General features: G+C 34.0%; 25 protein-coding genes and 1 riboswitch. Of the genes, 24 read left to right on the top strand and 1 reads right to left on the bottom strand.

Going from position 1 to position 20772, the window contains the following annotated elements:
- Positions 1-9 precede the first annotated feature (9 nt).
- The 11 genes from WKT09_RS02830 (at position 10) to WKT09_RS02780 (ending at position 8764) form a co-directional block, all read left to right on the top strand.
- A complete protein-coding gene (locus tag WKT09_RS02830) occupies positions 10-1314 on the top strand; it encodes a pyrimidine-nucleoside phosphorylase (RefSeq protein ID WP_340414582.1) in 1305 nt (434 codons plus the stop codon).
- 149 nt (positions 1315-1463) lie between these two features.
- Entirely contained in the window at positions 1464-1814 is a 351-nt protein-coding gene (gene spoIIAA / locus WKT09_RS02825; protein WP_340414581.1) for an anti-sigma F factor antagonist, read from the top strand.
- Positions 1814-2251, top strand: a complete 438-nt coding sequence (spoIIAB, locus tag WKT09_RS02820; protein ID WP_340414580.1) for an anti-sigma F factor — start codon at positions 1814-1816, stop codon at positions 2249-2251. Before spoIIAA ends, spoIIAB begins: the two co-directional genes overlap by 1 nt.
- A gap of 9 nt (positions 2252-2260) precedes the next feature.
- Complete coding sequence (gene sigF / locus WKT09_RS02815; protein ID WP_340414579.1) at positions 2261-3022, top strand: RNA polymerase sporulation sigma factor SigF; 762 nt, start codon at positions 2261-2263, stop codon at positions 3020-3022.
- A gap of 393 nt (positions 3023-3415) precedes the next feature.
- Positions 3416-4036 (top strand): stage V sporulation protein AA, encoded by a 621-nt coding sequence (locus WKT09_RS02810; protein ID WP_340414578.1) that lies wholly within the window; start codon positions 3416-3418, stop codon positions 4034-4036.
- The gene (locus WKT09_RS02805; protein WP_340414698.1) at positions 4036-4443 is read left to right on the top strand and encodes a stage V sporulation protein AB; all 408 of its coding nucleotides are present in this window, start codon (positions 4036-4038) and stop codon (positions 4441-4443) included. The genes WKT09_RS02810 and WKT09_RS02805 overlap by 1 nt, the downstream gene beginning before the upstream one ends.
- Before the next feature lie 23 nt (positions 4444-4466).
- Positions 4467-5948, top strand: a complete 1482-nt coding sequence (locus WKT09_RS02800) for a spore germination protein (RefSeq protein ID WP_340414577.1) — start codon at positions 4467-4469, stop codon at positions 5946-5948.
- Between the two features lie 71 nt (positions 5949-6019).
- Positions 6020-7342 (top strand): diaminopimelate decarboxylase, encoded by a 1323-nt coding sequence (lysA, locus tag WKT09_RS02795; protein ID WP_340414576.1) that lies wholly within the window; start codon positions 6020-6022, stop codon positions 7340-7342.
- A 55-nt stretch (positions 7343-7397) separates the two neighbouring features.
- On the top strand, positions 7398-7829 hold the full coding sequence (locus WKT09_RS02790) for a peptidylprolyl isomerase (protein ID WP_340414575.1): 432 nt from the start codon (positions 7398-7400) through the stop codon (positions 7827-7829).
- A 9-nt stretch (positions 7830-7838) separates the two neighbouring features.
- Entirely contained in the window at positions 7839-8288 is a 450-nt protein-coding gene (locus tag WKT09_RS02785; protein WP_340414574.1) for a site-2 protease family protein, read from the top strand.
- A gap of 104 nt (positions 8289-8392) precedes the next feature.
- Complete coding sequence (locus WKT09_RS02780; RefSeq protein ID WP_340414573.1) at positions 8393-8764, top strand: GNAT family N-acetyltransferase; 372 nt, start codon at positions 8393-8395, stop codon at positions 8762-8764.
- Between the two features lie 75 nt (positions 8765-8839).
- Here WKT09_RS02780 and WKT09_RS02775 read toward each other — a convergent pair whose 3' ends face one another.
- On the bottom strand, positions 8840-8944 hold the full coding sequence (locus tag WKT09_RS02775) for a YjcZ family sporulation protein (protein ID WP_336265643.1): 105 nt from the start codon (positions 8942-8944) through the stop codon (positions 8840-8842).
- Positions 8945-9073: 129 nt separating this feature from the next.
- Between WKT09_RS02775 and WKT09_RS02770 the strand changes: the two genes are divergently transcribed.
- The 13 genes from WKT09_RS02770 (at position 9074) to WKT09_RS02710 (ending at position 20768) form a co-directional block, all read left to right on the top strand.
- On the top strand, positions 9074-9805 hold the full coding sequence (locus tag WKT09_RS02770) for a segregation/condensation protein A (protein ID WP_340414572.1): 732 nt from the start codon (positions 9074-9076) through the stop codon (positions 9803-9805).
- Positions 9806-9820: 15 nt separating this feature from the next.
- The gene (scpB, locus tag WKT09_RS02765; RefSeq protein ID WP_445323968.1) at positions 9821-10387 is read left to right on the top strand and encodes an SMC-Scp complex subunit ScpB; all 567 of its coding nucleotides are present in this window, start codon (positions 9821-9823) and stop codon (positions 10385-10387) included.
- 72 nt (positions 10388-10459) lie between these two features.
- Positions 10460-11536 (top strand): D-alanyl-D-alanine carboxypeptidase family protein, encoded by a 1077-nt coding sequence (locus WKT09_RS02760; RefSeq protein WP_340414696.1) that lies wholly within the window; start codon positions 10460-10462, stop codon positions 11534-11536.
- Positions 11533-12132 (top strand): nucleoside recognition domain-containing protein, encoded by a 600-nt coding sequence (locus WKT09_RS02755; protein WP_340414571.1) that lies wholly within the window; start codon positions 11533-11535, stop codon positions 12130-12132. Before WKT09_RS02760 ends, WKT09_RS02755 begins: the two co-directional genes overlap by 4 nt.
- Entirely contained in the window at positions 12129-12653 is a 525-nt protein-coding gene (locus WKT09_RS02750) for a spore maturation protein (protein WP_340414570.1), read from the top strand. Before WKT09_RS02755 ends, WKT09_RS02750 begins: the two co-directional genes overlap by 4 nt.
- A gap of 94 nt (positions 12654-12747) precedes the next feature.
- Entirely contained in the window at positions 12748-13491 is a 744-nt protein-coding gene (locus WKT09_RS02745) for a pseudouridine synthase (RefSeq protein WP_340414569.1), read from the top strand.
- Between the two features lie 51 nt (positions 13492-13542).
- On the top strand, positions 13543-14109 hold the full coding sequence (resA, locus tag WKT09_RS02740) for a thiol-disulfide oxidoreductase ResA (protein WP_340414568.1): 567 nt from the start codon (positions 13543-13545) through the stop codon (positions 14107-14109).
- A gap of 25 nt (positions 14110-14134) precedes the next feature.
- A complete protein-coding gene (gene resB / locus WKT09_RS02735) occupies positions 14135-15802 on the top strand; it encodes a cytochrome c biogenesis protein ResB (protein ID WP_340414567.1) in 1668 nt (555 codons plus the stop codon).
- Positions 15803-15814: 12 nt separating this feature from the next.
- Positions 15815-17005, top strand: coding sequence for a c-type cytochrome biogenesis protein CcsB (gene ccsB, locus WKT09_RS02730; protein ID WP_340414566.1), 1191 nt, complete (start codon positions 15815-15817; stop codon positions 17003-17005).
- 55 nt (positions 17006-17060) lie between these two features.
- On the top strand, positions 17061-17777 hold the full coding sequence (locus tag WKT09_RS02725; protein ID WP_340414565.1) for a response regulator transcription factor: 717 nt from the start codon (positions 17061-17063) through the stop codon (positions 17775-17777).
- The gene (locus WKT09_RS02720) at positions 17777-19528 is read left to right on the top strand and encodes an ATP-binding protein (protein ID WP_340414564.1); all 1752 of its coding nucleotides are present in this window, start codon (positions 17777-17779) and stop codon (positions 19526-19528) included. Before WKT09_RS02725 ends, WKT09_RS02720 begins: the two co-directional genes overlap by 1 nt.
- Before the next feature lies 1 nt (position 19529).
- Positions 19530-19714, top strand: a riboswitch (cobalamin riboswitch).
- A 115-nt stretch (positions 19715-19829) separates the two neighbouring features.
- The gene (locus WKT09_RS02715; RefSeq protein ID WP_340414563.1) at positions 19830-20252 is read left to right on the top strand and encodes a DUF4430 domain-containing protein; all 423 of its coding nucleotides are present in this window, start codon (positions 19830-19832) and stop codon (positions 20250-20252) included.
- Positions 20253-20258: 6 nt separating this feature from the next.
- Complete coding sequence (locus WKT09_RS02710; RefSeq protein ID WP_340414562.1) at positions 20259-20768, top strand: ECF transporter S component; 510 nt, start codon at positions 20259-20261, stop codon at positions 20766-20768.
- Positions 20769-20772: the final 4 nt, after the last annotated feature.

Genomic DNA, 20772 nt, shown 5'->3' with positions numbered 1-20772 from the left:
TGAGATACATTGCGAATGTATGACATTATTGAAAAAAAGCGTGATGGACATGTGTTAACGACTGAAGAAATTAACTTTGTCATTGAACAATATGTTGCAAATCATATACCAGATTATCAAGTTAGTGCATTGTTAATGGCAATTTATTTTCAAGGGATGACAATTGAAGAAAGTGCAGCACTTACAATGGCAATAGTACATTCGGGAGAAGAGATAGATTTAAGTGGGATTGATGGTGTGAAAGTCGATAAACATTCTACAGGTGGTGTTGGCGATACAACGACATTGGTATTAGCTCCACTTGTTGCATCTTTAGGTGTTCCAGTTGCAAAAATGAGTGGTCGTGGATTAGGTCATACGGGTGGAACGATTGATAAATTAGAAGCTATTAAAGGATTTCATGTGGAAATAACGAATGAGCAATTTATTGAATTAGTGAATAAAAATAAAGTTGCTGTCATCGGACAATCGACTCAATTAGCTCCTGCCGATAAATTATTATATAGTTTGCGCGATGTAACTGCGACAGTAAGTTCGATTCCACTTATTGCAAGTTCCATTATGAGTAAAAAAATTGCCTCTGGGGCGAATGCAATTGTGTTAGATGTAAAAGTTGGGACAGGTGCATTTATGAAAAATTTAGATGATGCACGAAAACTTGCTAAAACAATGGTACAGATCGGAAATGAAGTTGGTAGAAAAACGACAGCCGTCATTTCAAGTATGGAAGAACCATTAGGAAATGCGATTGGAAACGCTATTGAAATTCGAGAAGCAATAGATACTTTACGAGGAGCAGGACCAAAAGATTTAACAGAATTGTCCTTAGAACTTGGTGCGGAAATGGTCGTGTTAGCGAACAGTAGTATGACGAAAGAAGTAGCAAAACAGCAATTAAAAGATCAATTAACAAATGGAAAAGCAATCGAGATGTTTAAAACCTTTATTGAAGCACAAGGCGGAGATGGATCCATCGTGGATAATGTGCAAAACCTACCAATAGCACCATATACGTTTGATATATTAGCAAATGAAGCTGGATATGTGTCTCATATTGTTGCCAACGAAATTGGAGCTGCGGCGATGATGTTAGGTGCAGGTCGAGAAACGAAAGATTCAAAGATTGATTTAGCTGTTGGAGTACAATTGCATAAAAAAGTTGGGGAACATGTCAGAAAAGGGGACGTACTCTGTACATTGTATGCAAATACGGAAAATATAGCGAATGTAAAAGAAAAAGTAAGTGAAAATATCATTATTTCTAATGAGAAACCAAAGAAAGTGCCATTAATTTTTGATATTATTTCCTCATAATTTGTATAAAAATGATCCTTATTGGAAAACCTATCTATATATATTATATATGTGGATAGGTTTTTTTGTCGTGAATCCACTAGTTTTGTCTAAAACAAGGATACTAGTACACGGATGAAGAAAGGATATAGTTAAAGAGGAGGGTTAATATGGCATTACAAAGTTATTTTGTTCAAATGGATGATGTATTAATTATTCGTTTAGATGGAGAATTAGACCATCACGCCACAAAGGAATTGAAACGTAGATGGCAAGAAGCAATAGAAAAGGAGGATATTCAACATATTGTATTAAATTTGGAACATCTCACATTTATGGATAGTTCGGGAATCGGGATTATTTTAGGAAGGTATAAGGAAATTGAAGCCAAAAATGGGGAGATTGTCATTTGTGCTGTTCATCCAAGTGTAGAGAGATTATTAACGATGGCAGGAATATTTAAGATTATTCGTAAAGAAGTGTCAGAAGAAACAGCATTATTATGTTTGGGGGGAGTATGATGAAAAATCAAATGCAAATTACTTTTTTAAGTAAAAGTGAAAATGAGTCTTTTGCAAGGGCAACTGTTGGGGCATTCGTTGCACAAATTGATCCGACTTTAGATGAAGTGACAGAAATTAAAACCGTTATATCTGAAGCCGTGACAAATGCTATTATCCATGGATACGAGAATCGTTCTGATGAATGGATTGTCATTGATTGTTTATTAGAAAATGATGAAATAACGATTAAAATCATCGATGAAGGAATTGGCATTGATAATGTAGAGATTGCGATGGAACCTCTTTTTACTTCGAAAGAACATTTAGATAGATCTGGAATGGGTTTTACCATAATGGAAACATTTATGGACGGTATCCAAGTAGAATCAGAGATAGGCAAAGGAACAACCGTTATATTGAAAAAACAACTAGTGAAAACGACTGTTTTTCAATAAGGTGATAACATGACGCATACGGATTTGCAAGAATATAAAAACAACCGTTTAACGAATGAGGAAGTACGACATTTATTACAAAAAAGTCAAACAGGGGATATGACTGCTCGAGACATATTAGTAGAGAAAAATACGAGACTTGTCTGGTCTGTCGTTCAACGATTTGCTCACAGGCAATATGAATTAGATGATTTATTTCAAATAGGCTGTATTGGTCTTATAAAAGCGATTGATAAGTTTGATTTATCATATGACGTGCGGTTTTCTACGTATGCTGTTCCGATGATTATCGGAGAAATTCAACGTTTTATTCGGGATGATGGCGTGATTAAGGTTAGTCGCTCATTGAAAGAAATGGCTAATAAAATTCGCAAAGAAAAGGAAATGTTAACGAAACAATTAAAGAGAGCACCGACTGTATCAGAAGTTGCGGAAGCCTTAAATATAACGAAAGAAGAAGTTGCGCAGGCTGAAGAAGCGACGAAAAATCCAAAATCAATTTATGAAACCGTTTATGATGGTGGGGGGGATCCGATTTATTTAATGGATCAAATTGCAGATGAAGCAGGAGGAGAAATAGACAAAATAGCATTACAATATGCGATGGAAAAATTAAATAAACGGGAAAAGTTAATCATTTATTTACGATATTTTAAAGATTGGACACAATCTAGTGTTGCTAAGCGACTAAATGTATCACAAGTACAAGTGTCAAGATTAGAGAAAAAAATATTACAAGATATGAAAAAAGATATGACAGAACAAAAATAAATCCTCCACTCGGAATAACACGAAGCGGTGGAATGAAATACGAATGAATCGTTATAGGAACGAATTTATACATGAAAACACGATTAGGACGAGCAGTGAAGGTGTAATCTAACATCATTTTTGTATAAAAGACGATATATGATGGGGTGACTGTGAGAAGTCTAAAATTTAAAGCAATAACATCAGATGTTCGTTAAAACACTGTACGTGTGATAAAGATACGTAAACAGTGTGACACTTCTAAATTACGTGTGCTACATGTCTAAAGCGTAAACAACTTATTCGTCGTATTTCATTCTATCTTTCATTTTTAATTCCGAGTTTTTTCTTTTTTGCATAGAATTAGGTTAGTTGTTCATACTATGCGTATTATCATTTCGAAGGAAGAGGTATATGCAAGAAATTATTTATATTCGTTTACGAAAAAAAATAACAATTCCTGAAGCGAAAGAAAATGTTTCCTTTCAACAGATCGCATCATTTATAGGAAATGAAGAAAAAATTGCACCATTAAAACAAATGACCATCCCTATTTCCTTTCCCTCTAAACATATCACAACATTTATTCTCGATAGTTTTCAATTAGTGGAAAAAATAATGGATTATGACCGGTCATTATTCATTCAATTTATTGGTCCGACGGAAGTATTAATTGAACAAGAAAAACATCCGAAACGCCCGTCTATTTTTCTCCTTACTGGTATTTGGATAACATTATTTGTCGGTGCAGTAATGACAATCATGAATTTTCATTTTGATGTGAACATGCAAGAAGTACATACAAAAATTCATTACTTATTAACAGGGGAAAAAGTGAAACATCCTTATATGATTCAAATTCCATATGCAATAGGGATTGGTGTTGGAATGATGTTATTTTTAAATGAATCATTTTTTCCGAATAAACGAAAAGAACCATCCCCGATTGATATTGAAATGTTTCGATATGAACAAACACGTAAAAGTTATTTAGAAAAACAGGAAGATGATAAGAAAGGCAATCCAACATCGTGATGATACTCGAATGGTTAATAGGCTTTTCAAGCGGTTTATTAATTGGGGCAATTTTTGCTGCTATATTAACGTTGCTTACCATTTTTCCGAGAATCTTCACCTATTTTCCGACGACGAATTTATCGCAAAAATTATCATTTGTTATTTTAATTTCCGTTCTAATCGGGACATGGATGTCGTTTACGGAGGCTTCCATCTCCATGCCATTATTTAGCTCCATTTTAGTCGGCTTCTTTCATGGCATTTTTAATGGCATACTTACATCTGCCTTATTAGAAATCATGAATGTCTTTCCAAAAATGATAAGTACGTTACATATTAAGCAATACTTTATTATATTTTTATATGCTATTTTACTTGGAAAAATGATTGGTGTCATCTTACAAGCAATGTATTTTATCGATTAACTATATTGAAGGAGCATCGAGTGATGAAACAGAAGAAATCCTTGCAAGTCGTCTCAAAAAAGCTAGATGAAAATGCACAATATATGAAAGAGGAAGTTGGGGTCGGCATTTCTTTTGATGTCGATTATCGCGAAATTGTCGTATTACAAAATCGAATGCAACTATACTATATTAACGGCCTTGTTGATGATACGGTGATCGTTCATTTATTAAAAGAATTAGTTAATTTAAATGACCATGAAAATGAAGAAGTGGATATTTTTGAGCTAACAAAAAACAGGCTCGTGAATCAGCAAGTGGAGGTAGAAAATAAACTACAAAATATTACAGATCAATTACTTGCAGGATTAATTATTATATTTATCGATGGTGAAAAAGATGCTTTCATTATTGATGTACGTAATTATGCTGGAAGACAACCAGAAGAGCCTGATACAGAAAGAGTTATTAGGGGAGCAAGAGATGGATTTACCGAAAATATAATCGAAAATTGTAGCCTCATGCGTAGAAGAATTAAAGACCCTCGTTTACGAAATAAAATTGTACAAGTAGGAAAACGTTCTAAAACGGATGTTTGTATTAGTTTTATTGATAATATTGCGAATGATTTCTATATCGAAGAAATTGAAAAATTACTTGATAATATTGATATCGATAATTTAGTTATGGCGGATAAAGCGTTAGTGGAGTTAATGATTGACAAAAAATGGAGCCCATTTCCACTCGTACGGTTTACAGAAAGGCCAGATGTAGCAGCACACCATATTTTATCAGGCTATGTTGTATTAATTGTGGATACATCTCCGAGTGTAATCATTTTACCAACGACATATTTTGATCATTTAGAACATGCGGAAGAGTATCGTCAGACACCAACAGTTGGTACGTTTACGAGATGGATTCGAATTACTGCTGTATTAGCATCTATTTTTTTATTACCTTTATGGTTGTTGTTTGTATTAGATCCGAACTTATTACCTGAGGCTCTATCCTTCATCGGCCCGAAGGAAAAAAGCTCGATACCCGTCTATATCCAAATAATCGTAGCAGATATTGGGGTGGAATTTTTACGAATGGCAGCTGTCCATACACCAACCCCGTTAGCCACTGCATTAGGGCTTATTGCTGCAGTGTTAATTGGAGATATAGCGGTAAAGGTTGGTTTGTTTACTCCAGAAGTCATTTTATATGTAGCCATTAGTACGATTGGGAGTTACGTTACCCCGAGTTATGAATTAAGTGTTGCAAATAAATTTATTAAATTTTGGATTGTTTTGATGACGATTTTATTTAAGACAACTGGATTTGTCCTGGCAAGTACGATTGCTATTTTGTATTTAATTCAATTAAATACATTAAGAACACCATATTTTTGGCCTTTAATTCCATTTCATCCAAGGGGACTTTGGCAATTCATCGTCCGTGTACCAGTTCAGAAAGTTAAGGAACGACCGGTTGTCATCCATCCAAAAGATATCGTTCGACAACGTGTGAAAGATAATTAAACTTTAGTTTTGCACTTGAATATGGTACATTATTTTTATCTTACGAAATGGATGTGGAGGATTGAAGGAAAATGGCCAACCATTCTTATCCAATAAATGAAGCAGGAAATTTAATGATTGGTGGTGTAGACGCGACAGTATTAGCCGAACAATATGGGACACCACTGTATGTATATGACGTTGAAAAAATTCGTCAACAATGTCGCGGATTTGTAGATACATTTAAAGCGTTAGGAGTTCAAGCTCAAGTTGCATATGCGAGTAAAGCTTTCTCGACTATTGCTATTGTGCAAGTCATGAAAGAAGAAGGGTTAAGTTTAGATGTTGTTTCAAGAGGAGAGCTTTATACAGCATTAAAAGCGGGATTTCCTCCAGAAAAAATACATTTTCATGGCAATAATAAAACGGTAGAAGAATTGACGATGGCGATTGATGCAAATATCGGTTGTATTATTGTAGACAATTTTTATGAAATGGAATTGTTGGAACAAATTCTTCAAACTAAAGAGAAAACGATGGATATTTTATTTCGAGTTACACCAGGGATTGAATCGGAAACACATCAATATATTATGACTGGAAATGAAGATTCAAAATTTGGCTTCAATTTACAAAATAATCAAATAAATGAAGCGTATGAATTGGTGAAACAATATAAACATATCCATTTAAAAGGTATTCATAGCCATATCGGTTCACAAATATTTAATACGAAAAGTTTTACATTAGCAATAGATATGTTATTTGAGTTACTACAGCAATGGTATGAACAAGATCAGTTCATTCCAGAAGTATTAAATGTTGGTGGAGGGTTTGGGATTCGATATACAGAAGATGATGAACCATTGCCATTAAATCAGTATGTGAAAGCTATTGTGACCACTATTCAGTCACATGTAGAAGAGATGCAAATTCCGATGCCGGAAATTTGGATTGAACCAGGTCGCTCCATCGTTGGAGAAGCAGGAACGACCCTATACACTGTTGGTTCGATGAAAAACATTCCAAATGTCCGTAAATACATCTCTGTTGATGGTGGGATGGCAGATAATATTCGTCCAGCATTATATGAGGCGAAATATGATGGGATTCTTGCAAATAAAGCGACAGAAAAAGGTCAAGAAACCGTTTCAGTTGCGGGTAAATGTTGTGAGTCAGGAGATATGTTAATTTGGGATATCGAGTTACCAAAAGTAGAACATAAAGATATATTAGCGATATTTTCCACTGGTGCATACGGTTATTCGATGGCAAGCAATTATAACCGATTTGAAAAACCGGCCATCGTATTTGTAGAAAATGGACAAGCACAATTAGTGGTGAAAAGAGAGAGTTTAGACGATCTAATTGATCATGATTTACCATATGTATCTAGCGTTTCGACTGGAACATAATAGATAACTAGTGTAAAATATACAATGAACTTTATGAAAAAGGGAGAATAAAAGCATGAAAACAGGATATATTTTATTAGAAGATGGAAACAAAATTGAATTTAATTTATTTGAAGAAGAGGCTCCAGGAACAGTTGAAAACTTTGTTACCCTTGCGAATGATAATTTTTATGATGGTTTAACTTTTCACCGTGTGATCCCTGGTTTTGTTAGCCAAGGTGGCTGCCCAAATGGGAATGGTACAGGTGGTCCAGGATATACTATTAAATGTGAAACAGAAGGAAATCCACATAAACATGTAGAAGGTGCTTTATCCATGGCACATGCTGGTCGTGATACAGGTGGATCACAATTTTTCATCGTACATGAACCACAACCACATTTAGATGGGGTACACACCGTATTTGGTCAAGTTACTTCAGGCATCGAGTTTGCAAAAAACATGCAAAATGGAGATGTAATGCAAAAAATCGTTATTAACGATTAAGGTCAACATATGATATACGTTCTATACTTTATTTTTTTAATATTTTTTGTTGCACCATTTAGTTTGCTCATTCATGAACTTGGGCATATGTTTGGTGCGGTAAGGATGAAGGCGACAAAAATACAGTTATCAATTGGAACAGGGAAAAAACTTTATGAAAAAGATGAAGCCCAATTCCATATAATTATTCGTCGGTTATTTTTATTCCATTATGCAACAGCGACCGTTAGAGACCAACCTTTTACATCGAAAGAAAAAGTAGTTATAACACTGATGGGTCCTGTCTTTAATGGAATTGTCGCATTTATTTTCTTTATCATTGATCTGTTTTTTTATGAACATTTAGGTATTCAATTATGTATGTTATTTAATTTCTGGTTATTTTTTGTCAATTTAATTCCATTTAAAATTGGACAGAAACAATCAGATGGATATACGATATATAGATTATTTTTTTAACATCATGGTTGGGTTGAAAGTAGAACATATTAAACATAATGTGTATAATATAATCTAAATAAAAATGTTACACATAACATGGAAAGTTGATGAGGGGTTTTTGAATGTTAATTCGTTATAAACAAAACCAAGAAAAAATTGCAATGGGTTTGCTTTCCTTTATGCCGATTGAAAAAGATGATGTTCGTATGTTACAGCAAACGATGCGTAACTATATGGAACATGAAAATTGGCATTTGTATTTATGGAAAGAAGAAGATGATATTGTAGGTGCGATTGGTTTTAAAATAGAGGATGAATTAAGTGTTGTCGTTCAACATATATCAGTAAATCCATCATATAGAAATATGGGCATTGGCCGAAAAATGATTGAAGCGGTAAAAGAAATGTACGGGGAAAAATACGACATTTGTTCGAATGAACTAACGAATGATTTTTTCCATAAATGTACAGATACAGAAGAGGAAGAAGAATAAAAGAAAGGCTAAGATGGATAACGATTTTTTTCGTTATCATCTTAGCCTTTTTTACAAAAACTATTTATATTTGTTTTATAACCAAGCTGCACCAACGATAACGAGTAAGATGAATAACACTAAAATAAGTGCATATCCACCACCGAATCTACGATATCCACCTTCATATGAATGACCCACGAATGATCTCTCCTTTTCACTGAATTTTATTTTCAATAATAACGTATGTATGATGGTGTAAAGGTGTATAGGCAAATGTGTGTTTTCATATTATAATAGAATATGAATGAACGATTGAAGGAGTTTATAATGAATCGAACATATGAGGTAAAATTACCGGAATTTGAAGGACCATTAGATTTATTGTTGCATTTAATTAATGAATTAGAAATTGATATTTATGATATACCTGTAGCAGAAATTACCGATCAGTATTTACAATATATTCATACAATGCAAACAATCGAATTAAATATCGCGAGTGAATATTTAGTAATGGCTGCCACACTCATTGAGATGAAAAGTGCGATGCTACTTCCAAAACATGAACCTGAATATGAGGATACATATGAAGAAGATCCACGTGAACAATTGATGCTACGACTAATCGAATATCGAAAATTTAAAGAAGCAGCAAACCATCTTCAAGAACAGGAGCTTCAAGAAAATGAAATATATACGAGGCCACCATTCTCCTTTTCAGATGAGGTTTTAGATAAAGTAGAAAATTATGTAGATGTTTCTCTCTTCGATATGATTGGAGCACTACAAAAGGTGTTTAAAAGAAAAAAATTACGAGCACCACTTGATACAACGATTAATCGAGTAGAAATTTCTGTAGAAGAGAGAATGATGGAAATAGAAGCTATCTTACAGAAGGGGAAAGAACCTGTTTTATTTGATGATTTATTTTCGATTCCAAGTAAGCAACATATCGTATCGACATTTCTTGCCATTTTACAATTATTAAAAAACGGTAAAATACATTGTACACAAACAGCCCATTTTCAGCCAATTTATGTACATAAAATGGAGGAATAAATTTTGACATTAAAAATGAAAGGTATTATAGAAGGATTACTTTTTGCTAGTGGTGATGAAGGGATGACGGTTCAACAACTTGCAAAAATTACACAAATGTCTAAAGAGGTAGTCCTTCATATCATCGAAGAATTAATGTATGATTATGAGCATGAACAAAGAGGTATTACCATCATGCAATCAAATAACGTCTATCATCTGACAACGAAGCCAGAACATAATGATTATTATAAAAAAATGTTACAAAACCCACGAAAATCTAGAATGTCACAAGCTGTTTTAGAAACGTTAGCAATCATTGCGTATAAACAACCAATTACAAAAATCGAAATGGAAGAAATTCGTGGTGTGAATAGTGACTATGCTGTGCAAACTTTACTTGCAAGATCATTTATTGAAGAAGTTGGGCGAAAAGATTCCATAGGCCGTCCGAAAATGTATGGAACGACGAAAGAATTTTTAACATATTTTGGTCTTTCTACATTAGATGCTTTACCACCATTACCAGAAAACATTGATGAACAATTACTCGATGAAGAGAAAAATTTGTTTTTTGATTCATTAAAGGAAGAGCCATTTTAAAGATACATTCATATAAGCAATATGTGCGCATAATATATAGTATTCCAGATGGAAGCAGGAGGACTATATGTGATGCGCATTTTTTTATTTGTATCGATTTTTATCGTTATTTTTTTATTTCCGACTAGTGGACTAGCAACGAATGAGACATTTACTTTATCTGCCGAACATGCAATTGTCATGGAGAGTGAATCTGGGAAAGTTTTATATGAAAAAGATGCCAATGTGAAGAAGCCAATCGCAAGTATTACAAAAATTATGACGGCTTTAATTGCGATTGAACATGGTCAATTGGATGACCTTGTCGTAATCAGTGAAAATGCTGAGCAAATTCATGGCTCCTCCCTTTATTTAAAGAAAGGGGAAGAAATGACGTTAGAATCATTGTTATATGGGTTAATGTTACGGTCAGGTAATGATGCGAGTATAGCTATTGCGGAACATATTGGTGGAAGTGAGGAAGGGTTTGTATCCATGATGAATGAAAAAGCGGAAAAAATTGGCATGACCAACACTCATTTTAAAAATCCACATGGATTAGATGAAACAGATCATTATTCAACAGCATATGACATGGCACTTTTAATGAGAGAAGCAATTAAACATGAACAATTCCAACAAATTTCGGAAACGAAAAAATATAAACCAAAAGAAAAAGATTATCCTTACATGAATAAAAATCAATTATTACATGGAATGTATGATGCAAGTACAGGAGGTAAAACGGGGTTTACAAAACGATCTGGTAGAACATTAGTATCGACCGCAAAAAAAAACAAGATGACACTAATCGCTGTCACATTAAATGCTCCAGATGATTGGAAAGATCATATGATGATGTTTGAAACGGCGTTTTCCACTTATTCTATCTTTACATTAATGAAAAAAGGGTGGTTTACGATTCAAAACGAAGAGGAACAGCTCCATTTTTATGTGCGTGAGGATGTTGTCTATCCCTTACAGCAAAATGAAAAAGATGCACTTCAAATGAAAGTAATTTGGAAAAAAACAAATGAAGGGAAAAAACCATATGCTCAATTTTATACGAAGGAAGAAATCATTCAGACGATTCCACTGGAGGAAAAAGAAAATGAAAAAGAAACATTTTACATAAAACTTAAAGACTGGTTTTTCCGGTGGTGGAAATGATCCATCTGATTTGGGCATTAATGGCAATCATTGGAATTGTATATGCGATGATACATGGCACCATGGAAGAAGTGAATGAAGTTATTTTGACGAGTGCAGCAGAGAGTGTCACATTAACCATTCAGCTATTGAGTATTTTAGTTTTTTGGTTAGGGATGATGAAAATTGCACAAGAAGTAGGCTTATTGCAACAAATAACGAAATTATTAACGCCTTTCTTAAAAAGATTATTTCCTGATTTACGACATAATAATGTTGCCCTCGGTTATATCGTTTCTAATGTTATTGCTAATATGTTTGGTTTAGGAAATGCTGCCACCCCATTAGGAATAAAAGCAATGCAAGAAATGAAAAAAGATAGTAAAGATGGAGAGGCAACACGTTCTATGATTACATTTTTAGCGATTAATACATCGAGTTTTACCCTTATACCAACGACGGTGATAGCAATTAGAATGCAATATGGCTCTGTTAGTCCAACTGATATTGTCATAACAACGATTATTTCCTCTTTCGTTAGTGTTATTTGTGCGATTCTTTTTGACAGATATTTTTATCATAGAGATATAAAGAGAAATGGGGGCTGGAAAGAATGATCCAAACTATTAGCTTATGGATCATGCCAATGCTCATTTTATGTATATTAAGTTATGCAACCTTTAAACGCGCTCCAGCATATGAATGGTTTGTCGAAGGTGGCAAAGAAGGAATCGATATTGCGATATCCATTTTACCTTATTTATTAGGAATGTTTGTATCGATTTCTATATTACGAGAATCGGGTGCGTTAGATGCATTTATCCAGTTATTTGTTCCGGTGTTAGCATTTTTTGGTGTTCCTGCAGAAATTGTACCTTTGGCAATCGTAAGACCAATTTCAGGTACGGCTTCTTTAGCTATGATGACCGAGTTAACGAAAGTCTATGGACCAGATTCCTTTATTGGACGACTTGTTGCAACGATGCAAGGAAGTACAGATACGACATTGTATATTTTAACTGTCTACTTCGGTGCGGTCCAAATTAAAAAAATGAAATATGCGATGAAAGTTGGGCTTCTGGCAGATTTTGTTAGTGTCATTGTTTCCATAATCATTGTGAAATTACTATTGATGTAAAGCGTTTATAATTTTAAACGCTTTATTTGTTGTTTTTAAGTATGGTATGATAAAAAGCGAAACGAACTATAATATAAATGAGGGTAAGATATACATGGGTGAACAATTAGAAAGATTGCAAAAAGTAATCGCACAAAGTGGTATTACATCAAGAAGAAAGGCAGAGCAATTTATTTTAGATGGTCGTGTGAAGGTAAATGGTACACTTGTAACGACTTTAGGTACAAAAGTGTCACAATCAGATGAAGTTAGTGTAGATGATGTACCAATTGATAAAGAAAAACACGTCTATTATGTATTAAATAAACCACGTCGTTATATTACGTCCCTAGATGATGAAGCGGGAAGAGAGACGGTCATTGATTTACTAGAAGATGTAACAGAAAGGATCTATCCAATTGGACGCCTTGATTACAATACTTCTGGTATTTTATTGTTAACAAATGATGGGGATTTCGCACATTTATTGATGCATCCAAAACATGAAATAGAAAAAGAATATATCGTAAAGGTAGAAGGAATTGCAAAGCGTGAAGTTTTAGATCGTATGTTAAAAGGTGTACGAGATGAAGGAGATGTATTAAAAGCAATTCATTTTAAAGTCATGTCGATTGATAAGAAAAAGAAGACGATGATTTTACGTATTACCTTACATGAAGGTAAAAACCGTCATATTCGTCGAATGCTTGAAGGTTTAGGGCATCCAGTAATAAAAATTAAACGGGAAAAGTATGGTTCTGTTGACTTAGGAACTTTGCAACCGGGAGAATATCGCCCATTAACGAAACAAGAAATAACATCTTTAAAGAATTTAGCAACGAAAAATGTTAAACAATAGACAAATTTGAATGGAAAATAAATGGTATAATGTCTTTTGGGGTGAATAAAGATGGGGACAACTAATCTAGATAAGAAACAAAATAAAAAGAAAAAGCGCTATATATTCAGATTTATTGTGTTAGCGATTCTTTTAGCAGCAGTAGGGTATGCATTATACTTTAATTTAACAGCAGATAAAGACGTTTATGAGGAAGGAGATCAAGCACCAGATTTTCAATTAACACAAATAAATGAAAATAATGAAGTAGAAAGCATCCGTTTAAGTGATTTAAAAGGAAAAGGAGTTATGTTAAACTTCTGGGCAACATACTGTAAGCCGTGTGAAGCGGAAATGCCATACATGGAAAATCTGTATCCACAATATGAAGATGATATTGAAATAGTGGCGGTAAGTTTGGATGCAAGTGAGTTAGTCATTCACCAATTTATCGATAAATACAATTTAACATTCCCAGTTTTACATGATACACAAAGTGATGTAATGGATTTATATGGTGTTGGTCCAATTCCAAGTACATATTTTATAGATGCGGAAGGTAAGATTGTAGAGGTTGTTGCCGGTGCATTAACATTGGAAACATTAGAGGAAAAGTTTCAAATGATCGCACCTAACTAACTCGATGTATAGTGAGGGATATGAATTGGATAAAATAAAATGTGAATGTGGTCACGTAAACCCGGAAGGAACGGTTTTATGTGAAGCATGCGGAAAGCCGGTTGAACGGAACCAACATATCGATGGGAACGATAAATCGAAATTACTAAATATGCGGTATGAAGGTTCAGCAAGAAGGTCACAAACATATAATCGAACAATCGTCGATAAAATATGGAATTTCTTCTCTTCTGTAAAAGTCGGTGTATGGCTCATCGTTTTAGCATTAATTGCATCTGGACTAGGGACGATTTATCCTCAAGAGATGTATATTCCTGCAGAAGCGGAAAATAGAGACCCTGCAGTGTTTTATGAAGCATCGTACGGGTTATTAGGAAAAATTTACTACCAGTTAGGACTACATAATTTATATAGTTCTTGGTGGTATATGATTTTAATTGCATTAATTGGTGTTTCGTTAGTTATATGTAGTATTGATCGTTTTGTGCCATTACGTCGCGCATTAAAAAATCAACAACCAAAACGTCATAGTAGTTTCTTAAGTCGTCAACGTTTATATAGTTTATCTGAAAATGTATCAAAGGAAGAACAAGAATTAGTTGTGGATCGCTTGAAAAAACAACGTTATAAAATTATGAACAAAGATGGCAATATTTTAGCAGAAAAAAACCGTTTTTCTCGTTGGGGTCCATATGTAAATCATATTGGATTAATTATTATTTTATTAGCAGCTATTTTACGTATGACACCTTTTTTATTTTTAGATGATTATGTTTGGGTGCGCGAAGGAGAACAGAAAGTAATCCCTAGTACAAATGGGAATTATTATATTAAAAATAATCGTTTTATATTAGAAACATATGATGAAGACGATGAGAAATTCCAAGCAGCAATGGAACAAAAAGGGGAATTAACCCATAAAAACTATCAAACAGATGTTGTCATTTCTAAAGTAGTGGGAGAAAAAATTACTGGAGTAGAACCAGAGTTAGAAAAAGTTACAGAAGGTTCCATTCAAATGAACAAACCATTGAAGTTTGATGGGTATACATTGTATCAATCAGGGTTCCAAGAAAATGAGTTTTCAAGCATGACCTTTAAAGTGTATGATGTGAATGATGAAGATGAAACACCATTAGGAGAAGTGAAGGTTGAAAACTTAATGTCTCCTGAAAAAACATATACTTTAGACAATGGAATGGAAGTGCATATTAACAAATATTACCCAGATTATGAGATGGATAACGGAGAACCAAGATCTGTATCGAAATTCCCAAGAAATCCAGCTTTTGTATTCGAAATAACAGATCCGGATACAGGAGAAAAGGAAATAAGCTTTGTTGGGATTGGAAAAAATATTGATGCAACAGGGGAAAATCAATATAAGTTAGGAATTGTTGATTTTGAGATGCGTTATGTAAGTGGCCTGACTGTTCGTAAAGATTATACATTACCATTTTTCGTAGTTGGGGCAGCCATTTTTATGATCGGAGTTATTCAAGGAATGTATTGGCAACACCGAAGAGTTTGGATAAATCCCGAAGGTAATGGTATTGCAATGGCGGCACATACGAACAAAAACTGGTTTGGTTTAAAGAAAGATATTGAGAAAGCTATTGCAGATACGAATATTAAGATGGTCGTGGACCAAGAGGAAAGAGAGAGAAAAGAGCAGGAAGAACAGGAAGCCTAGGAGGTTCGAGTGATGGAGAGTTTATTGAGTGTCAGTAGTAATGCCTTATATACTGCATTTATCGTTTATTTAATTGCGACAGGTTTTTTTGCGGCAACCATTCGTGATAAAAGAACAACAGATGGTAAAAATACAAAAACATCCATAATTGCAATTAGTTTAACAATCATTGGATTTATTGCACAGGTCGTATACTTTGTGACAAGATGGATTGCAAGTGGACATGCACCTGTAAGTAATATGTTTGAATTCGTTACGTTTTTAGGAATGAGTATCGTTTTAGCGTTTATCATTCTATTCTTTATTTATCGTTTAAATGTATTAGGATTGTTTGCATTACCAATTGCAATGTTAATCATTGCTTATGCAAGTATGTTCCCAGGTGAAATTTCACCATTAGTACCGTCCTTACAAAGTAATTGGCTATTTATCCATGTCATTACGGTATCTTTATCACAAGGAATTTTAGCAATTAGTTTTGTTGCGGGATTAATTTATTTAGTGAAGAAAATTGACCAATCAAAACGTTCGTCTAAAACAACATGGTTAGAAATAATTTTATACTCATTATTTGTAACGTTAGGATTTGTTATTATTACGTCTACATTTAATGCAATGGATTATGAAGCAACTTTCGTCCAAAACGAGAATGAAAATATAAAAATGGTATATCACTTACCAGCAATTGCAGGACCCGAAGGATTTGAGTTAACTACAGCAGATCGTATGGAACCATACTTTAACGCTCCAACATGGATGCAAGGAAATGAAGCACCTAAAAAGTTTAATACTTTAGTTTGGTCGTTTTTAATCGGTACAATCATTTATGGTATTGTAAGATTAATTTTACGTAAAAGAGTCGGTGCTGCAATCCAAAGGTTTGTAAAAAATGTAAACTTAGATTTAGTTGATGAAATTACGTATCGTGCAGTAGCGATTGGCTTCCCGTTATTTACATTAGGTGGATTAATTTTTGCTGCGATATGGGCGCAAATTGCTTGGGATCGTTTTTGGGGCTGGGACCCAAAAGAAGTATGGGCACTAATTACATGGTTCTTCTATGCAGCGTTTTTACATTTACGTTTATCAAGAGGATGGCATGGAGAAAAATCAGCTTGGTTGGCAGTTGTTGGGTTTGCAATTATCATGTTTAATATTATCGTTGTAAACTTAGTACTTGCAGGTTTACACTCTTATGCTTAAAATATGAAGTAAATGATGTAAGAAACATAGAAGAAGTAGTAGGAGGACCGATTAGATGAGTGAGTCGAATAGAATTTTAGTAGTAGATGATGAAGAACGTATTCGTCGCTTAATTAAAATGTATTTAGAACGTGAAGACTTCGTTGTTGAAGAAGCTGAAAATGGTGTGGAAGCATTAGAGAAAGCATTAGAAAACGATTATGACTGTATTTTATTAGATATTATGATGCCTGAAATGGACGGTATTGAAGTGTGTGAAAAATTACGAGAAGAGAAAAATACACCAATCATTATGTTGACAGCTAAAGGGGAAGAATCAAACCGTGTTCAAGGATTTGAGGTTGGAGCGGATGATTATATTGTAAAACCTTTTAGTCCACGTGAAGTCGTTTTACGTGTGAAAGCCGTACTCCGAAGAACAGGACAAACGAATGTGAAACAAACGTCTATGCAAACAAATAATTTAATCGTTTTTCCACATTTAACCATTGATTTGGATGCATATCGTGTTACTGCAAATGATCAAGAAATTTCGCTAACTCCTAAAGAATATGAGTTACTAGTGTTTTTAGCACAGTCGCCTGATAAAGTGTATAAACGAGAAGATTTGTTAAAAGAAGTGTGGCAATATGAATTTTTCGGTGACTTACGAACAGTTGATACCCATGTGAAGCGATTACGTGAAAAACTAACAAGTGTTTCAAAAGAAGCAGCGAAAATGATTGTTACAGTATGGGGAATCGGATATAAATTAGAGGTAGAAGAACAATAATGTTCTGGAGAAGTGTAGTAGGGAAACTAGCAATAACGATTTTATTGCTAGTTTCTTTTGTCTTATTTATTTTATCGATTTTACTGTTACAATTTTTCGAAAGATTTCACGTACAAGAAGCCGAAAAAGCAATGATTCAAGCAGCGACTAAAATTTCAATGATCGTAGAAGAACATGATGATAAAGATATGGTAATGGATTTGGTAGAGACGGTAAAAGAACCTTCCAGTAAAGTGCTTTTATATAAACATAATGAATCATTATGGGAATCAAAAACGACCAATCAGTCTTTAACTAAGGTGAAAGAGATATCTCCGGTAGTCAATGAAGATATGTTGCATGTAGCAACACAAAACGAAGTGTTTAATGAAAAACTTACCGTACCAAATAATGATTCGGAAATAATGGTTATTGGTATTCCAATGCGCAAACAACAAGGCGCTATTTATGTTTTACAATCATTGGATGTCATTAACCAAACACGTGCAGAAACGACAAGAATTATTTATGTTGGAGCAGCAATTGCAATCGTCTTAACGACCATTTTTGCATTTTTCTTATCAACGAGAATTACTGCTCCATTGATTCAAATGCGTAAAGCAGCTATCCAAGTGGCAAAAGGAGAATTTAATACGAAACTTCCAGTGTTATCTAATGATGAGATAGGAGAACTTGCTGTTGCATTTAATAAAATGGGGAAACAATTAAATTTTCATATCGATGCATTACGACATGAAAAAGAACAATTAAGTCGATTGGTAAATTCAATGGCAGATGGAGTTATTACCTTAACGAGGGATGCAAAAGTAATTGTAATTAATCCACCCGCAGAACAATTTATACGGGATTGGTATTTTGAGCATAATATTTCAGATGAAACGATGCAGCAATTACCTGACGATGTATATGCCGTGTTCCAAAAGGTAATTGAAGAAGAAAAAGAAGTTATTCAAGAAGTTCAATTACAAGGACGAAATTGGGTAATGATTATGACACCTTTATATGATGATACATATATTCGTGGTGCAGTTGCTGTTATACGTGATATGACAGAGGAAAGACAAATGGATAAATTGAGAAAAGACTTTATTTCTAATGTGTCTCACGAGTTACGAACACCAATTGCTTTAATGCAAGGATATAGTGAAGCAATAGTAGATGATATTGCAGAAAGTAAAGCGGAGAAAAATGAACTTGCTCAAATTATTCTCGAAGAATCTTTAAGAATGAGTCGTTTAGTGAATGAATTACTTGATATTGGAAGAATGGAAGCTGGCCATATTGAGTTAAATAAAGAAGAAATAGACACACAAATGTTTGTAGAAAAAGTGTACAAAAAATTTTATGGCATGGCAGAAGAAAATGGTGTACAATTATCATTAACAATGGATATTGAGCAGCCACTGCTATTCATTGATCCTGACCGAATGGAACAAGTTTTCACCAATTTAATCGATAATGCAATCGGTCACACACCAAATGGTGGTCATGTGGAAGTAGTAGTCCAATCAAAAGAAGATTCTTTACATGTGGAAGTACGTGATAATGGTAGTGGAATTCCTGAAGAAGACCTTTCTTTCGTTTTTGAACGTTTTTATAAAGCGGATAAAGCACGAACGAGAAGTGATAAAAAAGGTACAGGACTAGGACTAGCAATTACAAAACATATTATTCAAGCACATGAAGGGGTCATTTCTGTCAAAAGTAAATTGCATGAAGGGACAACTTTCTATTTCACCATACCACAATAATAATTTCATAAAAATTATTGGCTAAATGATGTTCATACATCGGGAATCTAGTGTAAATCTAGAACTGTCCTCGCAACTGTAATACTGGACGAAATGGATGTAATCCACTGTATCCATCGATATGGGAAGGAATCCAAAGTAGGATGATGGTTAAGTCAGTAGACCTAGCAATAATTGTGTAAAAGAGCTTCGGGGTTCAAGCTACTTCTATATGAATATGTTTATAGAGGTTGTAACAAAACGAGTGAGCTTTTGTTACAACCTTTTTTGTTTTCATACTATAATAAAGGAGCGTTTTACAATGAAAAAATTAATGACGATTTTATCTGCATTATTATTATCTGTAGGAGTTTTAGTCGGGTGTTCAAATGATGCAAATGAAGCAAATAACGCTGTGAATAATCAAGCAAACAATGAAACAAACGAAGTGTCAGAGGAGATTACAATTGATGTCGTAATTTCTTTGGATAAAGGCGAGGAAGTGTTAGAAGAAAAGGAAATTAAGACAGAAGATGGTGCGATTTTATTAGACGTTATGAAAGAAAACTTTGATATTGAAGAAGATGGTGGCTTTATTACGTCAATTGATGGAAAAGCAGCTGAAGAAGGAGAAGAAAAGGCTTGGATGTATTTTGTAAATGATGAAATGGCGATGGTTGGTGCAGGAGAGTACGAACTTTCCGATGGAGATGAAGTTAATTTTGATTTTCAACCTTGGGAGTAATCAACGTTGAATACGTATAAATTAACGATATTAGCAATACTAGCTACGTTAGGGGTCGTTGGAAGGTCTTTTTTAGTTTTTATTCCTAACGTACAACCAGTAACGGCGATTATTATTATCGCTGGTATCATTATGGGACCAGGCGCTGCATTTGTTTTGGCTTTACTTATTACATTTTTATCAAATATGTTACTTGGGATGGGGATTTGGTCAATATGGCAAGTCCTCTCCTGGGGATTAATTGGTATAATGAGTGGATGTATAGGTAAATATGTAAAACATATTTCTGTTTATATGTTAGCATTGTATGGAATCTTCTGTGGGTATTTATATGGATTTATTATATCGCTAGTAACATACCAAGTAGCGGGAAAATTCTGGCCATACTATCTTTTAGGTCTACCTTATGATACGTATCATGCAATTGGAAATGCCCTGTTCATTATGGTGCTTTATCCAATTTTTTCTTATTTAATGAAACGATATGCAAAAGACCGTTTCAATATTCAACATTAAAAGG

It is taken from the genome of Pseudogracilibacillus sp. ICA-222130 (assembly GCF_037892545.1).
Lineage (GTDB): Bacteria > Bacillota > Bacilli > Bacillales > Amphibacillaceae > Pseudogracilibacillus.
Note: the sequence above shows the minus strand (reverse complement) of the source record. Positions and strands in the feature narration are given on the sequence as shown.